General features: G+C 58.6%; 22 protein-coding genes. 15 read left to right on the top strand and 7 right to left on the bottom strand.

Going from position 1 to position 21,944, the window contains the following annotated elements; translation table 11 throughout:
- Positions 1-15: 15 nt before the first annotated feature.
- Entirely contained in the window at positions 16-2,670 is a 2,655-nt protein-coding gene (locus FHT77_RS28830; protein WP_183758820.1) for an EAL domain-containing protein, read from the top strand.
- Positions 2,671-2,742: 72 nt separating this feature from the next.
- Here the strand turns inward: FHT77_RS28830 and FHT77_RS28835 are convergent, their stop codons facing one another.
- From FHT77_RS28835 to FHT77_RS28860, 6 genes are all read right to left on the bottom strand, one after another.
- On the bottom strand, positions 2,743-3,285 hold the full coding sequence (locus tag FHT77_RS28835; protein WP_183758781.1) for a DUF1003 domain-containing protein: 543 nt from the start codon (positions 3,283-3,285) through the stop codon (positions 2,743-2,745).
- 299 nt (positions 3,286-3,584) lie between these two features.
- A complete protein-coding gene (locus FHT77_RS28840) occupies positions 3,585-3,995 on the bottom strand; it encodes a DUF2442 domain-containing protein (RefSeq protein WP_183758783.1) in 411 nt (136 codons plus the stop codon).
- On the bottom strand, positions 3,988-4,146 hold the full coding sequence (locus FHT77_RS32145; RefSeq protein WP_259186635.1) for a DUF4160 domain-containing protein: 159 nt from the start codon (positions 4,144-4,146) through the stop codon (positions 3,988-3,990). Before FHT77_RS32145 ends, FHT77_RS28840 begins: the two co-directional genes overlap by 8 nt.
- A gap of 154 nt (positions 4,147-4,300) precedes the next feature.
- Positions 4,301-4,837 (bottom strand): hypothetical protein, encoded by a 537-nt coding sequence (locus tag FHT77_RS28850; RefSeq protein WP_183758785.1) that lies wholly within the window; start codon positions 4,835-4,837, stop codon positions 4,301-4,303.
- A gap of 22 nt (positions 4,838-4,859) precedes the next feature.
- Entirely contained in the window at positions 4,860-5,603 is a 744-nt protein-coding gene (locus tag FHT77_RS28855; protein ID WP_183758787.1) for a thermonuclease family protein, read from the bottom strand.
- Positions 5,600-6,172: a hypothetical protein gene (locus FHT77_RS28860; RefSeq protein ID WP_183758822.1), complete on the bottom strand. Its 573-nt coding sequence runs from the start codon at positions 6,170-6,172 to the stop codon at positions 5,600-5,602. Before FHT77_RS28860 ends, FHT77_RS28855 begins: the two co-directional genes overlap by 4 nt.
- Before the next feature lie 172 nt (positions 6,173-6,344).
- On the opposite strand from FHT77_RS28860, the gene FHT77_RS31780 reads away from it, so the two are divergent.
- From FHT77_RS31780 to FHT77_RS28930, 14 genes are all read left to right on the top strand, one after another.
- Positions 6,345-7,211 (top strand): lytic transglycosylase domain-containing protein, encoded by an 867-nt coding sequence (locus FHT77_RS31780; RefSeq protein WP_246720215.1) that lies wholly within the window; start codon positions 6,345-6,347, stop codon positions 7,209-7,211.
- Between the two features lie 17 nt (positions 7,212-7,228).
- The gene (locus FHT77_RS28870) at positions 7,229-7,567 is read left to right on the top strand and encodes a TrbC/VirB2 family protein (RefSeq protein WP_183758789.1); all 339 of its coding nucleotides are present in this window, start codon (positions 7,229-7,231) and stop codon (positions 7,565-7,567) included.
- 4 nt (positions 7,568-7,571) lie between these two features.
- On the top strand, positions 7,572-7,868 hold the full coding sequence (locus FHT77_RS28875) for a type IV secretion system protein VirB3 (protein WP_183758790.1): 297 nt from the start codon (positions 7,572-7,574) through the stop codon (positions 7,866-7,868).
- A gap of 3 nt (positions 7,869-7,871) precedes the next feature.
- Positions 7,872-10,283: a VirB4 family type IV secretion/conjugal transfer ATPase gene (locus FHT77_RS28880; protein ID WP_183758792.1), complete on the top strand. Its 2,412-nt coding sequence runs from the start codon at positions 7,872-7,874 to the stop codon at positions 10,281-10,283.
- Positions 10,280-11,383 (top strand): lytic transglycosylase domain-containing protein, encoded by a 1,104-nt coding sequence (locus FHT77_RS28885; protein ID WP_183758794.1) that lies wholly within the window; start codon positions 10,280-10,282, stop codon positions 11,381-11,383. Before FHT77_RS28880 ends, FHT77_RS28885 begins: the two co-directional genes overlap by 4 nt.
- Before the next feature lie 14 nt (positions 11,384-11,397).
- Positions 11,398-12,099: a type IV secretion system protein gene (locus tag FHT77_RS28890; protein WP_183758796.1), complete on the top strand. Its 702-nt coding sequence runs from the start codon at positions 11,398-11,400 to the stop codon at positions 12,097-12,099.
- 1 nt (position 12,100) lies between these two features.
- Positions 12,101-12,319: a hypothetical protein gene (locus tag FHT77_RS28895; RefSeq protein ID WP_183758798.1), complete on the top strand. Its 219-nt coding sequence runs from the start codon at positions 12,101-12,103 to the stop codon at positions 12,317-12,319.
- Complete coding sequence (locus FHT77_RS28900) at positions 12,319-13,347, top strand: type IV secretion system protein (RefSeq protein WP_183758800.1); 1,029 nt, start codon at positions 12,319-12,321, stop codon at positions 13,345-13,347. The genes FHT77_RS28895 and FHT77_RS28900 overlap by 1 nt, the downstream gene beginning before the upstream one ends.
- 22 nt (positions 13,348-13,369) lie before the next feature.
- A complete protein-coding gene (locus FHT77_RS28905; RefSeq protein WP_183758802.1) occupies positions 13,370-14,062 on the top strand; it encodes a virB8 family protein in 693 nt (230 codons plus the stop codon).
- Positions 14,059-14,871 carry a TrbG/VirB9 family P-type conjugative transfer protein gene (locus tag FHT77_RS28910; protein WP_405049338.1) on the top strand — a complete coding sequence of 271 codons (813 nt, stop codon included), beginning with the start codon at positions 14,059-14,061 and terminating at the stop codon, positions 14,869-14,871. Before FHT77_RS28905 ends, FHT77_RS28910 begins: the two co-directional genes overlap by 4 nt.
- Positions 14,871-16,106, top strand: coding sequence for a type IV secretion system protein VirB10 (gene virB10 / locus FHT77_RS28915; protein WP_183758804.1), 1,236 nt, complete (start codon positions 14,871-14,873; stop codon positions 16,104-16,106). Before FHT77_RS28910 ends, virB10 begins: the two co-directional genes overlap by 1 nt.
- Positions 16,072-17,097: a P-type DNA transfer ATPase VirB11 gene (gene virB11, locus FHT77_RS28920; protein ID WP_183758806.1), complete on the top strand. Its 1,026-nt coding sequence runs from the start codon at positions 16,072-16,074 to the stop codon at positions 17,095-17,097. The genes virB10 and virB11 overlap by 35 nt, the downstream gene beginning before the upstream one ends.
- Positions 17,094-19,103 carry a type IV secretory system conjugative DNA transfer family protein gene (locus FHT77_RS28925; RefSeq protein ID WP_183758808.1) on the top strand — a complete coding sequence of 670 codons (2,010 nt, stop codon included), beginning with the start codon at positions 17,094-17,096 and terminating at the stop codon, positions 19,101-19,103. The genes virB11 and FHT77_RS28925 overlap by 4 nt, the downstream gene beginning before the upstream one ends.
- A gap of 731 nt (positions 19,104-19,834) precedes the next feature.
- Complete coding sequence (locus FHT77_RS28930) at positions 19,835-20,146, top strand: DUF736 domain-containing protein (protein ID WP_183758810.1); 312 nt, start codon at positions 19,835-19,837, stop codon at positions 20,144-20,146.
- Between the two features lie 277 nt (positions 20,147-20,423).
- Here the strand turns inward: FHT77_RS28930 and FHT77_RS28935 are convergent, their stop codons facing one another.
- The gene (locus FHT77_RS28935; protein ID WP_312859789.1) at positions 20,424-21,680 is read right to left on the bottom strand and encodes a DUF1173 domain-containing protein; all 1,257 of its coding nucleotides are present in this window, start codon (positions 21,678-21,680) and stop codon (positions 20,424-20,426) included.
- Positions 21,681-21,944: the final 264 nt, after the last annotated feature.

The raw sequence follows: 21,944 nt of genomic DNA on the forward strand, positions 1-21,944 counted from the left end.
GTCATCATAGCCGCGATGCTGGGTGTCGCGGCGTTTTGCGCCGACCTTCGTCCAATCGTACAGTTGGACGACGCGCTGATTGCAAAACGGTTTTCCTTGGCCGACCGCGCTGCCTCCGGAAAGATCGTTTTTGTCGCGATCGACAAACGTAGCCTCGATCAGGTTGGTACATGGCCGTGGCCGCGGGGTCTTTATGGAGAGTTGCTGGACAGGCTCGTGTCTGCCAAGGTTGGCGACATCGTGCTGGATATCGATTTTTCGACGCCCTCCACTGCCGAAGAAGACGCGCTCCTTTCAGCTGCGCTGGAACGCGCAGGCGGAGGCGTCTTGCTTCCCCTTTTTCGCCAGCAAGCGTCGGCAAATTCGTCGGAAACCGAGATATCAAGACCTATCCCTCAACTCCTCGACAAATCCTGGCCGGCCTTCGCGAATGTTTCACTTGACCTGGATGGATTGGTCAGACGGTTCTCGCTTGGCGACATTGATAACGGTATTCCCACGCCATCCGTGGCCGCCGCACTTGGCGGCGCCTCGGCAGCGATCGAAAGCCAGTTGGTGGATTTCTCGATCACCCCGCAAAGCGTGCCAACCTACTCCCTGTCGGACGTTCTTGACCGTACGGTCGGAGCCGCTGAGCTTGCCGGCCGCTCGGTCGTCGTCGGTGGTTCGGCGACCGAACTCAAGGACATTTTCCCCGTCCCTGTCTACGGCGCGCTAGCTGGGCCTTTGATTCACGTCCTGGCGGCCGAAACACTGCTTCAGGGCCGCACACTCAAGACATTCGATCAACGACCGCTCGAGCTTCTACTGGCGACCTGCCTCATCGCGGCCCTGCTTTCCTTTCGCTACATCGGCATGACAAGAACGAGCGGTTTGCTGGCAGCATTCGGATTGATCGGCGAGATCGCCGCATATCTTCTCCAGAGGGACTTCGCGATCGTGATCCGAACCGCGGTACCGTGGATGCTGCTCTCCCTCGCATGGGTTCTTGCATTGAACGAGCGCATCGACCTCGGCCAGGTAGTCGCAGCTATCGCCAGGACAAACGCCAGCAATACACGGCGCCTGATGGTCCGCATCATCTCCAATAGTTCGGATGGGATCGTGGCGTTCGGCGACGACCTGAAGATTGTGGAGGTCAACGAGTCGGCAAGATCGATCCTGAAATCCGATCTTGGCGCCGATCTTCTCACCGCCGCAAATGAGCGCGTCTCCCGAGCCCTTGGTGAACTGGTCCATCAGTTTGCCGCAAGTCCTGGTTTGGTTCGCTCAGTGACCGTCCAGTTTTCCGAAAATGAGGCAGACAGCCATTTCGACTACGAAGCAATCATCACTCTTTCGCCGCTCGAGGACGCGATCTCGAAGTCCGGAAAAAGATTTGGCGGCTGCATCATCATCCGTGACATCACCACCCGCAAGCGCTACGAAGCCAGGCTGAAGCGGCTGTCCGAAGAAGATCAGCTCACCGGGCTCCTCAGTCGTCGTGAGTTTCTCGCGCGTATCGAAGGGTGCGATGGCATGGTCGCGGTCCTCGACGTCGATCGGTTCTCTCGCATCTGCTCGACACTGGGAAGAGCTGTCGGTGACAATATGCTCAGAGCAATCGCCAACCGCCTTTCTGAAAACGTGGAGGCAGTGCCTGCGCGTATTGACGGTGACCTTTTTGCGATCGCATGGCTCGAGGAAATCCAGGATAAAGCGGTCGTTGCTGAACATCTCGTTTCGCTTTTCGACGAGCCCCTCTTCGCGAACGATATGCGGACGAATGTCTCTGTTCGACTGGGAGCCGCACCGCTGGGGCCGACAGATCCGGAGGAGGCCTTGCGCGCCGCTGAATCCGCGCTTTATGAGGCCAAGGCAGGGTCGACGCGCTGGGCGATGTTTGACCCGGCCACGGCCCAAGCTCAGGCACGTTCCCGTCGCCTTGAAGCCGACATGCGAACAGCAATGGCAGGGCGTCAGTTCTTTCTGCTGTTTCAACCGCAGATCAACCTTGCAAACGGCAGATTTGTTGGCGCGGAGGCCCTGTTGCGGTGGCGACACCCTGAGCTCGGCCTCATATCGCCAGCTGAGTTCGTGCCAATTGCCGAGACATCAGGGCTGATCTGCGAAATTGGCCGCTGGGTCCTCATGGAGGCTTGTATCGAAGCTTCAAGGTGGCCCTATGGCATAGTCGCCGTCAACGTCTCGCCGATCCAGTTCGAACGCTCAGACGTCGAAGCGGAAGTGAGGCTGGCTCTTTCGTCAAGCGGACTGCCCAAATCCCGACTCTGCATCGAAATGACTGAATCGACGTTTCTCGACAATAATGCGCGCTCCACCGAAAAAATGGCCGCATTACGTGCTGCGGGCGTCGCTCTGGCATTGGACGATTTTGGAACAGGATATTCCTCGCTGAGCTATCTCGCCGACCTTCCGCTCGACAAGCTCAAGATCGATCAGTCCTTCGTGCGCAGGTTGACGCGGGACGCCGGCGTCATGGAGATCGTAAAGGGCATCGTGTCGATTGCCCATGGTCTCGGCCTGGAGATCGTTGCGGAAGGCATCGAAGGCGAGGCTGAGATGGAAGCGCTCCAAAACCTGCGGTGCGAGACGGGCCAGGGATACCTGTTTGGCAAACCGCAGACCGCAAGCGAGATGCTGGCAAATCACGTGCTACAAGAGGTTTGAATAGGACCGCCGCTTTCAGACGGACTGGTCACTACAAATCTGTCCCTACGCCAATCGAATTTCATCTCAACGTCAGGACGGCCCATCGGTGCTGTTTGAGATCTTCTCCATCGTGTCGAGCACGTCTTCCGGAGTGACGTCCTCTTGCAGTTCCTCGATCTCGTCCTTTTGCTCAAGCTGCACTCCGAGCTTTTCCGCAATCGCTGACACAATTGTCAGAACCTCAGTCGCCTCATGCTCGGCCAGTAGCGATATCTGAAGGTTGAGGTCGGCTCGTTTGTCGTCGGCGTCAGCCATCCGATTCTGACTGATCATTACGAAGGTGGAGATGAATATCGCTTCGACCGAGGCAACCATGGCAAGGATGACGAGCGACGGGTCGAAAGCGGGAACGAAGGGTAGAACGCCGATATTGATCAGGATCCAGCTTCCGAACACGATGGCATTAATGTAGACGAAGGTCATCGAACCCGCAAAATGCGTCATAGCTGCTGCAACCCTGTCCTGAGCCGAAGCCTTTCTCTCCTCCTCGCGCCTTCTGGACAGTAGCGCCTCGATATTGCGATCGAGGCGGCTTGAAACACTCGACTGAGACGTGGAATTGGAAGCTGCCATGTTGATGCTCCGGGCTTGCGAACAAAACCCCGTCCTGTGCGTGAGGTTCCAATGCGTCACAGCGGAATGGATGCGACGGAGTTGTATTGAACGATAACGCGCAGCACTCCCTGTCGATTATGGCAGGTCTGTTCCAGGCGGAGCTCAATGCCCGGCTATGGTCTCGGTTTGATTAAGTCGTTGTGATGACAACTTCAAATTTGTGGCGTGGCCAGACCAAACCTCCATACACCGGGTTGGGAGATGCATTCGCTTCAGGACCCAATCGCCCTTGGAACAGTCAGGACTTCTCCGCCAACCTAGCGGATCTTCCGGGGCCGTCCGCCTTTTGCACCGTTGGCACGGCTCGCCTCGATCTTCGCAGCAGATCGGGATTGACCGCCTCGGCGCTGCGCGTCCAGGAACTTTGCAGTTCCGAAAATGCCGTTCATCAATCCCGAAATTGTAAAGTCCACGTCCAGACTTTCCCAGTGCAAACCTGTTTCGCCTAGAAGCTCGACTTCGGCCAACTGGGCAACCGTCGCCTTTTCAAGACCTTGTATCGAACGGGCAGGCAACATGAAAGCCGCACCGTTCGTAAAATCAACGACGATACGCCCGGACGCTTCATCAAAGCGAACCGTCGCTGGGATCGGCGCATGGGCTCGTTCTGCGGCCCTTTTCAGGGTAGCGTCTCGATAGTGATGATCGTCGAAGATAATCTCACCCATGAATACTCTCCCATTTCTCGGTGAACAGGCGCTGGTTTGCTTGAACAATCGCAAGGGCCACACCCAAGTCCCGCTTCATCATTCTACGGTTCGATAATACCGTGAGGCGGAGAATATTGATTCTGACCTCGGCGTTTCCATAAACATGCACATGCGCCGGTTCATGATCATCCGTGTAACAAAACGCATGCCAGCTTCGCGGAGAACTCTGACCATTGTCATTTAACCTAACAAGTTGGGTTTTTTCAAGGCCGAGAAGCGCCAGCCTGCCATTATGGAGGCCAGCTCTTGAGCGCGGGTGGAGGTCAGTTCAAGTCGAAGTAAACCCTTCTGGACGAGGCATTGCCATCATCGACAATGTCGAAGTAGTAGGGCTTTTCCCGTCTGGGCCGCGCCATGTAGTCCACATAATCACATCGCCAGCGGCTGTGATAAACGCGGGTGACATCGCCTCGCTCCACACTTGAAAGACGCCCGCCTCTCGTTTCTCCGACAATCCTGCCTTCCCAACAGTCGCTTCCTTTTCGAATGCACTGCGACAGCTCACCCGGGTGGTGTCCACTCATGAATCCGCCAGCTGCTGGTGACCAGCCTGATGGACAATCTTCAAACTTCTCGAAACCCGGTTTTCCAGCACCGCCCTCCGGACATGTCGGCCAGGAAAAGCCCGGCCTTTTCATGGCCGAAATCAACCGGCTCATGGGGGGACGGCATTCTGCAATGTCATGCCAGGATGGATCAGACAAGGCAGCGCAAAGAAGGACTTCGCAGCCCCATTCATCGGCTGCTGCATGGTTCACGGCGCTCGACAGCAGTAGAACGGAAAGGAGGGTAGACTTCATCTCAACGGTCTCCGGTAAACGATCAACGGTCGGTGCGTTTCGGTAATCGCTTGGCATCAACAAATGGCGGTGAAATCTCAGCGCGTCGTTGGCGCAGTAAATTATAATCGGCGATAGGCCGTCGGCTGGCCGTGCGATCGATGGCCTTCTGCCCCCACTCGTTCATGTCGAGGACATACGTCCCCCACATGCCATAACGGGCGTCCATGGCGCGCCTTTGCGCCAGCCGGTACGCGGCAACGCCGGTGTTCCAAGGCGCAACTCTTGCCCAGCCAACCCTCAAAAGCTCGAAAGCAAGGTCACGATTACCGGCGCGACAACGTCCGGTGCGAAGATATCCTCTCCCCTCGATCCGGCATTCGACGCCGTGGGCTCCAATCGACCTCTTCAGCCAGGCTTTTGCGAAGGCACCGCAGGGCACCGGTTTCAGGCGATCGCCAGCTGCGTTACGCACGTCGCCATTGAATGCCCATTGCGCAAGGTCGCACCCGTCGATGCCCGCGAGCGTTACCCTTAGTCCATGTTCGGGAAAGAGCAGCGTGCGGCCATCGATGACGGATGCCCTGCCGGCAAGTTCGAGTGAGCTCGAATGCTGTCGCGACGACAATGGCTGTGCGTTGATCGCGTCTGCGCTGTGAGAGGTAGTCGCGGTGGTGATGGTAACGACCACCATCATACCGACCGCCCCTAGTGGCGGCACCGTTACGTTCCACATCGCGCCGCAGGCGCGACAGTTGAAGTCTCCGAAACAATTCGCGATTGTCATGGCCGCGTCCTCGGATCGGCCCACATTCCATAGCCGTGGCGTCCGATTTTCTCGGCATCTACAAGATCCGGCCGCATCGGGGAGCCGTCCTGGTTCTTTGCCAGTCTGAGCGCGCCGATAGAAAGCAGCTGTTCCTCAAAATTGTCGATGCTGTCGAGCACGCCAGGGAAGTAATAATAACCGAAGCAGGTAACGTCCTGCCGCGGCGCATTTTCCTCCGAAACGAATGCCCGGCAGAGGATCACCTTCGGCGACTTGAGAAGAATCTGAAGATGCTGCCGCCCAAAGTCCGAGCAGCTGCCGGAAAATCCTTCCCGTCGGTTTACCATCTCGCCTTCGCACGGCTCTACACCGTAGAGGTGCAGGGTCGTTTCGCTATCGACGCGAACGTCAAGGGCAGAGACCGCACGAAAACCGGCGGCAGACGCATATCCCTTTCGAGACGCCACCGTGTTGGCTCCGTCGTAGTACTCGATCACAAGAACTGTCTTTCCAGGGGCCTCAAGTGACTTGATGTAGGCGCGGTCGACTGGGGCCGCAGCCGGGACCTGCGATGGGACCACAAGCATTGCCGCCAGCAGCGCGACGTTTTTCGATTGATGAACCAAAACCGCTATTCCCATCCCATCCCCCTTACATCGGGCCGGGGGCAGTTTGCAAACTATAACAGTTCATTTTCGGGATTGACAAGTAGCAATTTTTGATATGTTTTCATTTTACATTGAACGCAGGGGTAGTTTCATGCCACGCAAAAGCTGGATCCCTATTGTGATCACACTCGCATCCCTGCAATCCGTCACGGCCTGGGCTCAACCTACCGAGACTGCTGATAAAGCCGGCGCTGCGGGTGAAGTGAACCGACAAGCAGCACCTGGAGTCGTTGCCTTTACCGATACCGAGGGGCGGGCCACTCAAACACGGACGGGCATGGCGACCGCCGCAATCGACCGCCTATGGGCCCCTTCCATTTTGAACTATATTGGTTCGCTTTCTGCTGCTGCTCACGTCGATCCCTCGATCGAGAAGCATGACAAGTCGGCAGGTCCGGATAGAACCAAAACAGTCCATACTCGGGCTCCGTCCTCTGCCCCCGCACCCTGTGGCCCATCGTCGATGTCTGTTGACGACGTCAAGGCCCTGGTGGTTGATCGTGCCGGCAGGTACGAGGTCAATCCTGACTTGGCGCTCGCTATCGCCTGGACTGAAAGCCGCTTTGACAGGGTTCGCAACAGTCCTGGGGGTGCCCGGGGACCAATGCAACTGATGCCTGACACCGCACGGCTCCTCAACGTCATCGACGTTTGCGACCCCGTCCAGAATATCGATGGCGGGATACGCCACCTGCGCGCCCTTCTCGACGAGTTCAGGAATCCGATCATTGCTGCTGCCGCATACAACGCTGGTGCAAAGGCCATCCACGACAATGGTAGGGTCCCAGCCTATCCGGAGACCGTCCGTTATGTGGCCTCCGTGATCAATCACCAACTCGGTCTCACCTTTACCACGGAGCCAACAAAAGGCGGTTCCGGACGGGAAACCGACGTCATCGGCCGCACCATCATTGGCGCTCGTCCACCGCAATTCAAAGGCGGGGTCATGCAGTTCTGAACCAGAAGGAGAAGGTTATGAAGCCCGTCCTGTCTCATCTTCAAGAAGTCTTTGCGCGAGCTACAGCCATGACGTGTGCAGTTATCCTGGTGCAGTTGACCTTTGCAGACGCCGCACTGGCGCAAGCGACCAATCAGGCGTTTGCTCCCTTGCAGACAGTGGTACAGGCGGTCGTCGACTTCATCACCGGTCCCTTCGGTCGGCTGGTTGCCATCATCGCCGTCATTGGTCTCGGCTTCCTCGCCTTTGCGGGGCGTCTGAGCTGGTTCACCGCCGGTGCTGTCGTCCTTGGGATCGGTCTCGTCTTCGGGGCGCCTGCCATCGTCGACCAATTGATATCGACCGTCGGGAACTAGGATCATGACTAGCGACGACGATAAGCCTCACCTCACCCCCTTGGTGATCGGTCTGACACGCTCACCAACCGTTTGGGGCGTTCCTTACATGGCCGCGGTCATCGTCATTGGGCTGACAATCATCGCCTGGCTGATAAGCAATGAACTATGGGCGCTGCTGACCGCGCCGATTGCCTTTGTCGTTCTTTTCACGCTGTGCAGTCGGGATCAACGCGCTCTCGATGTGCTGCAGGTCATAACCCGTCTCACCCCGAGAACACCGAACAGGACGTTCTGGGGCACCAACTCCTATGGACCATAACCTATGCTTGCCGTCATCAGCCAGGAACTCGGCTTCGGTTCGGTCCGCCAACGCGAACGATCCATGGCTCGCCATATCCCCTACGTCAGGCATGTGGCGGATACCGTCGTCAGTCTTGAAGACGGTACCTTGACGAGCACGATCAAGCTGGACGGGCTCTTCTTCCAGACGGAGGACCAGGCTGAGATCAACATGCGCTCGCTCGTGCAGAACACCTTGATCCGCGCGCTTGGGTCAAGTCGGTTCTCCCTTTGGTCAACGGTCGTCCGCCGCCGGCTTGATACCGCGCTTGATGGCGCGTTTGACGATCCGTTCCTCACAGAGCTCGACCGGCGCTATGCCGCGTCACTTGCCGGCAAACGCATGTTCACCAACGAGCTCTATCTCACTGTTTTGAGGTCCGACACGCACGGCGCGCTGGCGCTCGCTGATCGCGCCCGTCGTATGCTCCGGCGGGCATCCGGCCGCAAGTCGCAGGAATACCTGCGCGAGGCAGTTGGAGAGTTGGAAGAGCTTGTCGGCAATATCGTTCGCGATCTCGGCAAATATGGCCCAACAGTCCTTGGTATCTCAAGCATTGACGGCGAGCCCTATTCAGAACCAGCCGCCTTATTCAACACGCTCCTGACTTGCGGCGTTGCGCGGATGATGCGGCTTCCCCGCATGGGTCTTGCAACCTACCTTGGGACATCCAGGCTGCATTTTTCCACGCGCACCATGCAGGCGCAGGGACCGATCAGGGAGGATGACCGCTTTGGCGCCATGCTCTCCATCAAGGAATATCCGCCCTTCACTGGTCCCGGGATGCTCGACGGGCTGTTGCAGGTGAACCACGAGTTCATACTCACCCAGTCCTTTACGCTCGTCGACAAGCCAATCGCCCAGGAGAGGATCACAAGGCTGAAACGGCAGATCGGCGCATCCGACGAGGCCGGCAGCGATGTCGAAACCGATGTCGATTTCGCCTTGAACAGTCTGCTCAACCAGGAAGCTGTCTTCGGTTTCCATCATCTCTCCCTGCTATGCCTGTCGCGCGACATGACAGGGGTCAACAAGTCAGTCGCAGATCTCGGCGCCTGTCTGACAGACATGAACATCAACTGGTTGCGCGAGGACCTGAACCTGGAGGCTTCCTTCTGGGCACAATTGCCCGGCAATCACGCCTATATTGCGCGCCGCGCACTACTCTCGAGTGCCAATTTCTCCGGGCTTTCCTCGATGCACAATTTTGCCGCTGGCAAGAGGCTGGGTGTGCATTGGGGTCGTCCAGTCACCATCCTGGAGACCACGAGCCAGACACCCTACTGGTTCAACTTTCACCAGCGTGATACCGGTCACTTCCTGGTCACAGGCCCCACCGGTTCGGGCAAGACCGTGGCTCTCACCTTTTTGATGGCACAGGCTTTCCGGATCAGGCCCACGCCTCGAGCCATCTTTTTCGACAAGGATCGTGGCGCAGAGATCTTCATTCGGGCGATGAATGGTGCCTATGAGATCCTGTCGCCGGGAACCCCGACAGGTTTCAATCCACTGCAGCTTGAAAACACCGGACAAAACCGGGAATTCCTGCTTCGGCTGCTGAAGGCGATGCTTCGCAATCACCGTGATGCAGTGTTCGACCAGCAGGAAGAAGATACACTGGAGCGCGCCATCCTGCGGCTCATGGAAGAGCCTGCGGCAGAGCGAACCTTGCCGAACCTTGCCGGACTTCTGACCGGCCGATCACGTGCCGAGCAGAACGACCTTCATGCCAGGCTTCGTCCCTGGATCGACGGCGAAAAGGCCTGGCTGTTCAACGCAAGCCAAGACGTCCTGTCGTTCAGCGACCGTCGGATATTTGGGTTCGACATGACGAGCATCCTTGACAATGACGAGGTGCGCACACCGGCGCTGATGTACATTCATCACCGCCTCGAAGAACTCTTCGACGGCACGCCGGTCATGATCTTCATGGATGAAGGCTGGCGCCTGTTGAGGGATCAGACCTTTTGTGACTTCATCGTCGACAAGATGAAGACCATCCGTAAGCTGAACGGGATCGTCGGCTTCGGCACGCAATCAGCCGCCGATATCGTGCGCTCGCCAGCTGCCCACACACTGATCGAACAGTCTGCCACCAACATCCATTTCCCCAACCCGCGTGCTGACGAAGAAAGCTATGTCGGCCGCTTCGGTCTGACGGCAAAGGAATTCAATTTCATCCGCACCACCGCGCCTGAAAAGCGCACGTTCCTGATCAAGCACGGCAATGACAGCGTCATTGCCAGGCTCGACCTCACCCTCATGCAGGACCTCGTCAAGGTCTTATCCGGCCGCAAGGAAACCATCGAGGAATGCGAGCGCCTGCGCACTGAGCGTGGCAGCGCTCCGGCAGCCTGGCTTGCCCGCTTCTGTGGCTGGGAGGATCAGCCATGAGAGGCTGCGATGCACCGAGGTCGCCTTTGGCAGTGATCACCTTTGCGGCAGCAAGCTTCGTTGCCGCACTCGACGTTGCCAAAGCCGATGTGCCGACGATCGATCGTTCTGAACTTGGCCTGCGTCAGCATCGCGAGCGGGTAACCGGCAATCTCGAAGAGATCGAGCACAATCGCTACATCATGAATACCTCGGTCACCTGCTCCATGTATCGGCCCGGACGCCGAAATGATCCGGTTGGCGCAGCTGAGGCAAATCCTGAAATCGCGGGCCTCGTTCGTCGTATCGCCCGTGAGGAGCACGTGGACGAAAACCAGTTTCTCGCGCTGGTCTACCAGGAAAGCCGCTTTAATCCATGTGCCAGGTCAGCAGCCGGAGCGACCGGCCTTGCCCAACTCATGCCGGAGACCGCCGCAGCCCTTGGCGTCGATATCAACAATATCGAAGAGAACCTGCGTGGTGGCGCACGCTACTACAAGGACCAACTTCAAGGTTTTGGAGGCAACGTCAACCTGGCGCTTGCCGCCTATAATTCAGGGCCTGGCAATGTCAGCAAATACGGCGGTATTCCTCCCTTCAAGGAAACACAAGGCTATGTCGGTCTCATTACCAAGGCTTGGCTGCCCGCGTTTGGCGGCTCGGACAAATCGGCAATCCCCCTGAACTTTGGTGGAGGCGAAACCGCCTTCACCAACATGCGCTCCTCCACGTTGCTCGCCATGGGAACGACTGCTTCAACATCGGCAAGTCTTGGCGACGTGTCGAGCTGGTACAGGCAGCTCAGCGCCGCAGCACCTGGAACCGTGCTGGAAAGCTTCGATCAGAATTCCGCTGCGCGCAGCGCCAACCTCGAGATGATGAATAATGTCATCAAGTTGACGGCCGCAATGGCCGAGCTGATCAATTCCCGCAATGCCGTTTCCGCCGCCAGCCTCTCGGGCTCCTCGCAGTCATCATCAATCAGCGAGGTCCGGCAATCCCACGACACCATCCAACTGTGTGATCCGCGACAAAACCTGACGTGGAGCGACGAGGCCAGGGCTTGCGTCGAGAAGAGATCCGACGAGAAACAGGTGCAGCTCCTGCTGCACCCTCAATGACGGGAGAAGATGCAATGAGACATGAACTTGTAGCCGTTTGCCTCCTGCTTGCCTCTGCGCCGGCAGCCCTTGCCGACGTGCCGGTCATTGACAGGACCAACTACCAGGTGGCGAAGCAGACCGCCGAGACCACGGACAAGATCCTAGATACCAACAAGAACATTCTGACGACCGTCCAGGACACATTGAAGGCGGTCACCGGAGATCGCGGTAGCACGGCAGCCCCCTTGAAGGATCTCGCGGTCGGTAACGGCTTCAGTGCTTCATCGATCCCATCCCTTGACGGTATCCTGAAGCAGGGGGCGCCGAATTTCGGATCGTTGAACGGTGATGTCGCAAGAGCAGCAGCAACCTTCGTCAACGGGCTGCAACTCGTCAAAAGCCTGTCGGGAAAGGATGAAAGCGGCTTCTCCGGCGATAAATCCTATGAGCAGCTCGTCAACACGGTGCTTGGCGTCTCAGCCCTCATCAACGGCTCCCAGACGGCACTTAAGACCCGCCGCAATGCTTTTCAGCAGGCTGGAGCGCAAATTGGTGCGGCCGAGGACATCAAGGGATCGATCGACCAGAACACCCAGTTGCAGGTGCAATCCGGCCTGACCCTTAACGAGATGATCGGAGTGATGAATGGCGCCGTGTCATCGTTGCAGGCCGAAAACCAGCGCCGGCTTACCGATATTTCGAACACCAAGAAACTTCTGAGCTTAGGCAAGTAGAATGATCCAAAAGCTTTTGGTCATTGCCGCAGCCTGCGCTGTTTTCCTGACGGGCTGCGGCAGCGCAAGGGAAAAGTCCGCTCCGTGCAAACGGCCAGGCCCGCTTGCCTATGCCCCCGATCCAAGAAGCGATTGCGGCGCCATGCACCGCCTCAACGATCCAATGGCCGCGTTTGACGCGATCGGTATTGTCGATCCCGCCCGGAAGGACAGCCGGTAATGCAGGACTTCCTCGGCGCCCTTCTTCAGCGCATTGAAGAGACAGGATCGAGCTTTTCGGCGCAGGCCTATACTGTCGTCGGTGATGAACTGATGCCGCTCCTTCGTGTCATGTTCATGGCCTACGTCGCCTGGTACGGTCTGCAGCTCGTCATGGGCACGTCACGACTTTCCGTCGGCGAGGTCATTGGCAGGCTCGTCAGGATGATGCTGATCCTCACCCTTGTCAGCTCCTGGGCAAATTTCGACAATCTCTTCTATCGCTGGCTCAGCGACACGCCTGAGGATGCCGGTCGCGCCATTCTGGCTGCCTCAGGCACGGGGATTACCGAGCCGACAAACGGTCTGTCGCAGATCTGGAACACCGCCAATGAAGCAGCATCGGTGTTTGCGGAACAGTCCGGCTATTTCTCCATCCTGCCAAGCATGATCGGTATCCTGATCATGGCGGGTGCTGGCATCTTCATCGCCATAGCGCTTGCCATCCTCATCCTTGCCAAGGTCATGCTCTGGGTCCTGATCGGCACCGCTCCGATCTTCATCGCCTGCCTGCTGTTTGACCGGACGCGGGCCTACGGCATGGGCTGGTTCAACCAGGTGCTGACCTATGCGCTGATCCCGCTCTTCATCTACGTCATTGCTGCCTTCCTGATTTCCGCGATGGACCCGGAGCTGACGAAGATCGATGCAGCAAGCAATTCCCGCACGCTGACACTTCCCGACATTGCCGGCTTCCTGCTGCTCAGTCTCGCCGGCGGATTCGTGATGCTTTACATCCAGTCGATCGGGCAAGGGATCGCAGGCGGTATCGCCTATGGCGTCGGGAGCGCTGCAACAAGAACGTCGGCCCTGCTTGGGTTACGACTTCCGATCAACGCAGCAGGTGCAACGACAGGCGGCGCCAGGCGCGCCTATCGCGCTGGCCGTTCACTCTCAAGCCGCTTCACCACGAACGATAATAATCCCGCTGCTTCCGGCGCGCGTGACGCCATGCAAACAAAAATTTCCAGACAGGGCCTTCCCGGCTGAACGATCACAAAGAGCTTGAACGATGGCTGACAAAAGAGAACTTGATCTTCGCACCTATTACCAGAGCGGAGACATCTGGGAACAGGAAATCGTCAAGAAGGCGAAGCGATCGCGAACGCTTGCCTGGCTGGTGACCTCGGTCTTCGCAGGCATTACGGTGCTTGCCCTTTCGGCGCTCGTCCTCATCGTCCCGCTCAAAAGCTTCGAGCCTTATATCGTCGAGGTCGACAGGAATACCGGCTATGTCGAAGTCAAGAGTGGCCTGACACGGCCGGCCAGTCTCACCGACAAGCAGGCGATCACCCAGGCCAACATCGTTCGCTACATCCGCTCCCGCGAGGGTTATGATCCCTACGCCATCGAAGAAAATTTCGGGGTTGCCGCATTGCTTTCTACCGGCGATGCCGCGCGCGAGCTGCAGGAGCTTTATAGCGCCGCCAATGCGAAGAATCCCGCAAGGGTCTTTGGCAAGAACAGGAAGGTGACGACCGAAATTGCATCGGTGACGTTTCCGAACAGCTCGACCGGGATCGTCCGTTTCTCGACAAGTGAAATTTCCGACACGGATACCATCACCCGCCATTGGATTGCCGTGGTGCGCTATCGCTACACCGATACGCCTGCGACCAATGAGTGGCGCTTTGAAAATCCGCTCGGCTTTCAGGTCTATGACTACCGGCGCGACCAGGAAACCGTGACGGAGAATAACCAGTGAGAGGCTATAGAATGATTGCCGCGGCTCTCGCCGTTCTTGCGCAAGCCCTGCCTTTGGCAAGTGCGGAGACACCATCCGCCGGCCGGCTTGATCCGCGTGTGACCCGTGTCGTCTACCAGCCCGAAAACGTCGTGCGGGTCTCCGCCACTTACGGGATTTCGACCATGATCATCTTCGACGAGGACGAGACGTTCGAGACCATCGCTGTTGGCGACACCGAAAGCTGGGACGTGGTGCCGACGGACAAGGGCAATATTCTCTTCGTCAAGCCGAAGGCAAGGAATGTAGCGACCAACCTCAACGTCGTGACCACGAAAAGGATCTATTATCTGGAGCTCGACGACTTTGCGCCCGAGGACAAAAGACAGGTCTTCGGCATCCGCTTTGTCTACCCGGACCGGGACCTGAACAGGTCTCTCTTGAAAGAGGCAGAAGCCCGCGCCTCCTATCCGAACATCTCAGGCATCGACAAGGCCAACGTCAACATAAACTATTCGTTCTCCGGCAATCCCGGCCTGAAGCCGCTGATGGTCTTCGATGATGGCAAAAAGACCTTCTTCAAGTTCGGTTCCAAGGTGCCGGCAATCTTTGCCGTCAACGATGATTTCAGTGAGACGCTTCGCAACATGCGGCGCGAAGCAGACTACCTCGTCGTTGACGGCACGGCGGTCCAGTACACGCTGCGCGATGGAAATGACTGGACCTGTATTTTCAATTTGGGACAACCGGACTTCGGCGGGCCGGATCCGGCAATCCTTGGACCCTCCCCGGAGGACAAGGCAAGCATTCGTCGAAGGAGCGGCAACTGATGCAGCGCTCTCCGGAACTGGAAGCAATGCTTGCCGCCGATGAAGCCGAAGTGCGTGACAGGCACGTTCGAGGAAAGCGCATGCTTGGCGGCACTGCCCTTGTGCTTGGCGGAGCAGCGCTTGCCTATGTCTTCGTTCTTTCGCCGCAAAAGCCGGCTCAAAATGCCCTGCAGGAAGACGAGGAGTTTTCCACCACGACGTTCAGGCCACCGTCATTCCTGCGCGAGGAGAAAAAGGAAGTAGCACCCCCGGCCGACAACATCATCCAGATCCCCGAGCCACCACCGCCGCCCCCCGCACCCGAACCCGAGGCGAGCGAGTTCAATGTCCCTCCCCCTCCGGCGCCAGCGCCGGCTGTCGACGCGGCTCCTTCCGAAGCGGATGTGTTCCCGGAACGATACCGGTCAAAGCAGATCGTCGCCGACATCGTGGCAACGGCAAGCGATGCGGCATCGGTGAACAGTAACGAGGCCGGCGGAGCAATCGTTGCCGGCGAGGACCGCAACAGCAAGTATCTGGCTGCGGCATCCGCCATTGCCGACCGATCGGCCAAGGCTCGCCAGATTGCCCGCATCGATGCGCTGATCCCCGAAGGAACCCTTATCCCTGGCATTCTCGAGACCGCTGTAAACAGCGATCTCCCGGGACAAATCCGCGCCATCACATCTCAGGATGTCTATTCCTTCGACGGTCGCCGGGTGCTGATCCCGACCGGCACGCGTCTGATCGGCGAATACCAGTCGGATATCACGCGCGGACAAAAGCGGATTTTCATAATCTGGACGCGTTTGCTGCGCGATGACGGGGTCTCGGTTCGGCTGAACAGCATAGGAGCCGACAGTCTCGGACGTTCCGGCCTCACCGGCCGGGTTGACAACAAGTGGCGCGAACGCTTCGGCTCCGCGATCCTGCTCTCTGTCGTCGGTGCAGGGTCATCCTATCTGACCGGATATGGCAGCAACCAGTTTGCCACAGGCAGCGATGGGGATTCCCGGTCGGGCGAGGCGGCCGACCTCGCGCGGCAGACAATTGCCCAGACATTTTCCGACATGGCCAACCAGGCGCTTTCCGAAAACCTCAAGATCCCGCCAACGATCAGCGTCCACCAGGGCGAGCGTATCTTCGTCTACGTCCGCCAGGACCTCGACTTTTCCGCCATGTATCCGGATCCGGTCCAGGAAGCGCTGAAGGAAATCAAGCATGAGCGAGGCCTTAATCAGGACCGTTTCCGGTAACGACCCACACTACTTCCTGCGCCGCGCGCTTTCGCCGCTGGCAGACTTTCTTGGCGATCCATCCGTCATGGAGATTTCCGTCAATCGTCCTGGCGAGGTCTTCGTCGAACGTCTCGGTGCCTCGGCAATGGAATTCCACGCGATCCCGGCACTGACGTGCGCGCAGATCGAGCATATCGGAGAGCGGGTTGCGGCTGCCAGCAGCCAGTTCATCAGCCGCGCCAATCCTTTGTTGAGCGCTGCATTGCCGTCCGGCGAACGCATTCAGATCATACTGCCGCCAGCAGCACCCGACGGCGGAGCACTCTCGATCAGAAAGCAGGTCATCAACGACCTGAGCCTCGCCGACTACCGGAACAGTGGCGGGCTGGACAGGGTTTGCGTAACTGTCGGTGGTCCGAGCGAGACTGAACATCACCTGACGGCACTGCTTCAGGCCGGCTCCATCCACGACTTTATCGAAACCGCTATTCTGCGCCGCGTCTCCATTCTGATCAGCGGCGGCACCTCGACCGGAAAGACCACCTTCCTGAATGCCTGTCTGAAGTCGGTGGATGAACACGAGCGCATCCTGACACTCGAGGATACACGGGAGCTTTTACCGTCGCAGCGCAATCGCGTTCATCTTCTCGCCTCTCGCGGCGATCAGGGCACGGCTCAGGTGACGATCCAGTCGCTGCTTGAGGCAGCACTGCGCATGCGGCCCGACAGGCTGTTTGTCGGCGAAATCCGCGGTGCGGAGGCATTCGCGTTCCTTCGTGCCATCAATACCGGTCATCCCGGTAGCATGTCGACCGTGCATGCCGATACGCCGATGGGCGCCTATGAGCAACTCGCCATGATGATGATGCAGGCAGGCATGACGTCCGGTTACTCCAGGCAGGATCTGATGTCCTATATCCGCATGGTCATCCCGATCGTCATCCAGCTTCGGCGTGACGGAGGTCGTCGCGGCGTTTCCGAAATCCACTATGCGCCACAGTCGACATGAGCCGCTCTTACCTCATTACCTATTTCTGTTTCTGCCTGCTGATCGCAGTCGCCATCTGGATGCTGAGTTACAGTCTTATCCTGCAAATCGTCTGGAGGGATGGCCGGATCCTGAGGCTGATGACGACAACGGACCCGCTTGCCCCCATGCGTCAGTTCATTGCCTATGCAGATAACAGGTCGTTGCAGGTCGCAGCCCTTTCCGCATTGCTTCCTGCAGTCGCCGCAGGGGCGGCGGCGGCCGCCTTTGGGATAAGACGAACATCGAACCCGCTTGGTGATGCCGCCTTCCAGGACGTTGCCTCACTCCGACGCGCCGGCTGGTTTCGTCGCGACGGCCATATCTTCGGCCGACTGGGCGGGCGTATCCTTCGACGCAAGGACGACCGTCACCACCTGATCATTGGGCCGACCCGCTCCGGAAAGGGTGTCGGTTACGTGATCCCGAATGCCCTGATGTTTAAAGGCTCGATGATCGTCTCAGACCTGAAAGGCGAAATATTCGAACGCACCGCCGCCTACCGGAAGGCAAGAGGCAACCAGGTCTTCTTGTTTTCGCCAGGTGCGTCGAGGACCCATCGCTGGAACCCGCTGGATTTCGTGCGGGCCGATCGCGGCGAAAGGACCATCGACATCCAGAATATGGCGGCAATTCTCATCCCCGAGTCCGCCGGATCCGATAATGCCGTCTGGCAGGGACTGGCGCAGCAGGTAATTGCCGGCGTCATCAGTTATGTCCTGGAGAGCCGGCATTATCGCAACCGGCGCAATCTCGGCGAGGTCAACGCCTTCTTCAACACCGGTGAGGACCTGCAGGTCCTGATGAAATCGCTCAAGGAGAAAGAGAAAGATCTGTCGCGCTTCACGGTCTCCAGCTTCAACGCATACATCGCGCTCAATGAGCGGGCAGCCCGCTCCGCCCTCCTCGATATCCAGAAAGCGCTGGCGCCGTTCCGTAACGAACGCGTTGTCGCAGCGACCGCCGTCACCGACATGAACATCGTATCCCTCCAGCGCCGACCGGTGACGATCTATCTTGCACCCAACATCACCGACATGACCATCCTTCGACCGTTGCTGACCCTCTTCGTGCAGCAGCTGATGGATCTCCTGACACGCGACCATGATCCGAATGCCGTGCCGGTCTATTTCCTGCTCGACGAATTCCGGCAGCTAAAGCGCATGGACGAAGTTCTTAACAAGCTCCCCTATATCGCAGGCTACAACATCAAGATGGCTTTCATCGTCCAGGATCTGAAAAGCATCGATGAGATCTACGGAGAAACTACCCGCCATTCACTGCTTGGCAACTGCGGCCTGCAACTGATCCTCGGTGCCAATGATCAGGCAACAGCGGAATACGCCTCGCGCTCGCTCGGCAAACGGACAATCCGTTACCAATCGGAAACGCGCACGATCGAGCGCCTCGGCCTTCCGCGTCGAACCAGGGTCGAACAGATCCGCGAACGCGACCTGATGATGCCGCAGGAGATCCGGCAGATGCCGGAAGATCGGGCAATTCTCCTCGTCGAGGGTCAAAAGCCGATCCTGGCAGGCAAACTGCGCTACCACGCGGTCGAGCCGTTCAAAAGCGCTGCAGCCCATGGAACCTACGCCAGCGTCGAGATCCCCGAAATCGATTTGCCGCCGAACTCCACCGTGCCGGATATGGTGGCAGATCGCGAGGAACTAGCGACCGATCTCCAGCAAGAGCAAGGACCTGTCGTGGACGAACCCGTCCCGGCGCCCGTCGTCATTGCAGAAGCGGTCAACGACGAGACATCCGTTGCATCGGCACGGTCCCGCTCCGTCGTGACCGCAGGCAGCCCCGGTTCCGAAGCAAGACTTTCGATGACCGCATTGCGCCTTGATGCAATAGTGGCAAGAACTCTTCGCGACACTGCTCTGACGGCCGAGCAACGCGCGAGCATCCAAGATATCCTGGCAAACACCGTGCCGGACCCCACCGATGTCGGTCTCGAATCACTCGACGATGACGTGAGCTGAACAGCTGAGAAAACCTGCCGCCTATTGGTGCCTCGTTTTCCGCGAGGATGCCGGCCCGGAGCCGCCGGCGGATTACTGACGAACTTACGTGTCGGTCGCGGTCTCCTTCGCTCTAAATCAAGGACCTCGGAGAACCACGCCCGTGATTTTGCCGGCCACATCGCACACTCCGGCAGGCGGTGTGCAACACGGGAAGCGTTGTCCACGACCCGCTGCTTCAGCCGTGGCATCGTGTTATCGGCACGAACAGCAGCCGACACGAGCAGATCGACGCAGTGCGAAGTGACGCGGATCCTGTCCTTGCCGCAGCGCCAGCGCGACAAAGAGGCAGTACCCGTCAAACCTAGAGTCTCCCGAAGTTTGATGCGATGAAGTAGAGCCCTGAATTACGGCCGGATCGATCGGGCAGCGAAGGCATCGTGCGAGCGTTTCTCGGTGATTGCCTGGCTGTGTCCCCCGTTTTGACAGGGCGCTCCAGCGCGATCTCGATGAGGCTTGTCTGACCCAAGACCGCCTCGCCTTGCTCGGCTCGTTCGGCATGGCGCAACGGCCGGCTCGTTTTCTTCCCCTGCCGGCCAGGGCCGTCATTCCTCGCGATGACAAGAAAGCCTCGACCAGGCCGTCCTCCACTTCGTTGCGGTCTTTGAAGATGCGCGCCGCCCGTCTTCGGTCTCATCGACAGCCATCGAGACCGCGATGGGCGCGGCCCGATCAACAGAAGGAAGACAGCAATGGCAACCATCGGCTCTTTCACCGCTTCCAGCGACGGCTTCACCGGCACGATCAAGACCCTCAACCTCAATGTCAAAGCCAAGATCGTTCGCGTCGAACGCTCGTCGGAAGACGCCCCGGACTTCCGGGTACTGGCCGGAACGGTCGAGTTCGGCGCCGGGTGGCAAAAGCAGGCCCGCGAGAGTGAACGCGACTACATCTCGGTCAAGCTCGACGACCCATCGTTTGCAGCACCGATCTACGCGACGCTGGCCGAAGTCCAGGGCCAGGAGGGACTTCAGCTCATCTGGTCGCGCAGCGCCCGCAAATGAGCCACTGCCACTGAATGAGGCCCCGCCCGAACAGGGCGGGCATTTCCCATGTCACCTGTTGAGCGCGCCGTTCAGATTGCTTTTGTGAAGCCGGTTATTACCGGCGGAGGCTCGATCGTCGCGTCGCTCCCGACTAACGCCCTGCGCCCCGCCGCCTCCTTCGCCTCGAACTTACGAGAACCCGGCCAGCGCTCTTCGCAACGTTTCACGGCCCCTGCGGTGATCATTGCAGAACCCCCGCTTCGACGGATTCCAGGTCCGGGTCATCAGACGGCATTCACCCCTGGATCTGCAGCGGCAGCGAAGGCATCTCGCCATCTGCAACTCGCCAGATCCATGCCGAGAGGTCAGGTCTTGCGACGAGCATCTCCTTAAGCCCCTCTTCGAATGCCTCGTCGGCCGACGGCGGCACGATATAAAGCGCGACCGGCTGCGGCTTCATCTCAGGCAAGGTCGCATTGGCAAAAGGCTGACCGCGGCTAAGATCAAAGCGCAAACCTTTCACAGATTTTGTCCGCAGGCGGGCCAGACGTTCGACGAGCTGTCGCTCGTAGGCACTCTCGATCGGCAGCCATTGTTCGCTCACGCTCATCAGTGCGATTTCGTTGACGGTAAGGATGCCAGCGTCTCCGCTCGCAATTGTCGCGATCATCATCAAATGCGAAGTCTCGCCAGATTGCCAAAGTTTGAGCTCCGGCTCGAAGCGGCGCTGAACGTTCTTCCAGGTTTCCTCCTCGAGATGAAGACGAAACCCGGGCATATGCCTGATCACGATCTGTCGACCATTTCGCGCCCCCCCGAAATCCTTGACCTCGCCGACAAGGATCATCAGCCGCCCTGATCCCGCTGATGGCTGGAAAAGGCGCCGGAGCTTGTAGGAGCGTCGCTCTTCGATCGCAAGCTTGTCCTCGGTCTTGAAGGGCTCGGGTATCAATAGGCACTCAGAAAGAGCCTCGCCTCTGACTGTCATGTGGCCGGCCGCGTCGACCAAATGATGATAGACCTGCCACCAGTGACGCCTGCCGCTCCAGTTTGCCGTCCATTCCGTCAGCCCGCTTTCATGCCACAGGAAATGCAGGAGCGCGCGCAGCGACAGTTTCTTCCCCTTGATCTTAACGCTTTTGGCGCCCAGCGAGGCGGTCGCTGCACGTGCTGTCGCTGCCCGCTTTGTCAGCGCGAAATCCAGCTTCAAAGACGCCAGTCCGTCTGCCCCGTCCAGCTTGATCGCGCTGCCCAGCAATGGACCCAGTCCTGACAGATCGTAGGGCAGCTCGTAGGATGGGCAAGCCGGATCATGGCGGCCACCGGTCAGCGGCATGCGCTTGACGACGAGCTGTCCGCCGACATCTGCGATGTACATTTCCACTCCGGGATCCCGGCAGAGGCAGAGGGGGCGGACGCGTTTGCTATAGGCATCGCCCAGAAGTTCCGCAAACGCCCTATGATCTTCACTGCACTCGACACAGTCGAACCGATAGCGCCTCGTCACGACAGCACCCTTGGCACCCGGACGCAAGGGAAAGACTGGTGCCACACGAGAGCCAAAACTGTCAGCTCAGGCCGGGCCAGTGTGCCGGGTGGGCAAAGCCAGCTCAAGGCCGCGCGGCCCCTCCGATTTTCTCTCCGCTTCGCTGCACTACGCTGCGACAAAATTGGTTCCTCCGCACGCCGGCTCTGCCGGTCGCATGCGCGCCTTGACCTGTCTCTCCCCGCCCTGCCTGCCGCCGTCATCTGTCACATCAGTCACGGAGACGACGATGACCATCGACCAGCACATCGAAGAACTGCGCGCCGAGGC

It is taken from the genome of Rhizobium sp. BK181 (genome assembly GCF_014193305.1).
Classification (GTDB): Bacteria; Pseudomonadota; Alphaproteobacteria; order Rhizobiales; family Rhizobiaceae; genus Rhizobium.

Coding starts and splice junctions, on each gene's coding strand:
- FHT77_RS28830 (WP_183758820.1), top strand. CDS start 16: ATGCTGGGTGTCGCGGCGTTTTGCGCCGACCTTCGTCCAATCGTACAG.
- FHT77_RS28835 (WP_183758781.1), bottom strand. CDS start 3,285: ATGGCAGCTTCCAATTCCACGTCTCAGTCGAGTGTTTCAAGCCGCCTC.
- FHT77_RS28840 (WP_183758783.1), bottom strand. CDS start 3,995: ATGGGTGAGATTATCTTCGACGATCATCACTATCGAGACGCTACCCTG.
- FHT77_RS28850 (WP_183758785.1), bottom strand. CDS start 4,837: ATGAAGTCTACCCTCCTTTCCGTTCTACTGCTGTCGAGCGCCGTGAAC.
- FHT77_RS28855 (WP_183758787.1), bottom strand. CDS start 5,603: ATGACAATCGCGAATTGTTTCGGAGACTTCAACTGTCGCGCCTGCGGC.
- FHT77_RS28860 (WP_183758822.1), bottom strand. CDS start 6,172: ATGCTTGTGGTCCCATCGCAGGTCCCGGCTGCGGCCCCAGTCGACCGC.
- FHT77_RS31780 (WP_246720215.1), top strand. CDS start 6,345: ATGCCACGCAAAAGCTGGATCCCTATTGTGATCACACTCGCATCCCTG.
- FHT77_RS28870 (WP_183758789.1), top strand. CDS start 7,229: ATGAAGCCCGTCCTGTCTCATCTTCAAGAAGTCTTTGCGCGAGCTACA.
- FHT77_RS28875 (WP_183758790.1), top strand. CDS start 7,572: ATGACTAGCGACGACGATAAGCCTCACCTCACCCCCTTGGTGATCGGT.
- FHT77_RS28880 (WP_183758792.1), top strand. CDS start 7,872: ATGCTTGCCGTCATCAGCCAGGAACTCGGCTTCGGTTCGGTCCGCCAA.
- FHT77_RS28885 (WP_183758794.1), top strand. CDS start 10,280: ATGAGAGGCTGCGATGCACCGAGGTCGCCTTTGGCAGTGATCACCTTT.
- FHT77_RS28890 (WP_183758796.1), top strand. CDS start 11,398: ATGAGACATGAACTTGTAGCCGTTTGCCTCCTGCTTGCCTCTGCGCCG.
- FHT77_RS28895 (WP_183758798.1), top strand. CDS start 12,101: ATGATCCAAAAGCTTTTGGTCATTGCCGCAGCCTGCGCTGTTTTCCTG.
- FHT77_RS28900 (WP_183758800.1), top strand. CDS start 12,319: ATGCAGGACTTCCTCGGCGCCCTTCTTCAGCGCATTGAAGAGACAGGA.
- FHT77_RS28905 (WP_183758802.1), top strand. CDS start 13,370: ATGGCTGACAAAAGAGAACTTGATCTTCGCACCTATTACCAGAGCGGA.
- virB10 (WP_183758804.1), top strand. CDS start 14,871: ATGCAGCGCTCTCCGGAACTGGAAGCAATGCTTGCCGCCGATGAAGCC.
- virB11 (WP_183758806.1), top strand. CDS start 16,072: ATGAGCGAGGCCTTAATCAGGACCGTTTCCGGTAACGACCCACACTAC.
- FHT77_RS28925 (WP_183758808.1), top strand. CDS start 17,094: ATGAGCCGCTCTTACCTCATTACCTATTTCTGTTTCTGCCTGCTGATC.
- FHT77_RS28930 (WP_183758810.1), top strand. CDS start 19,835: ATGGCAACCATCGGCTCTTTCACCGCTTCCAGCGACGGCTTCACCGGC.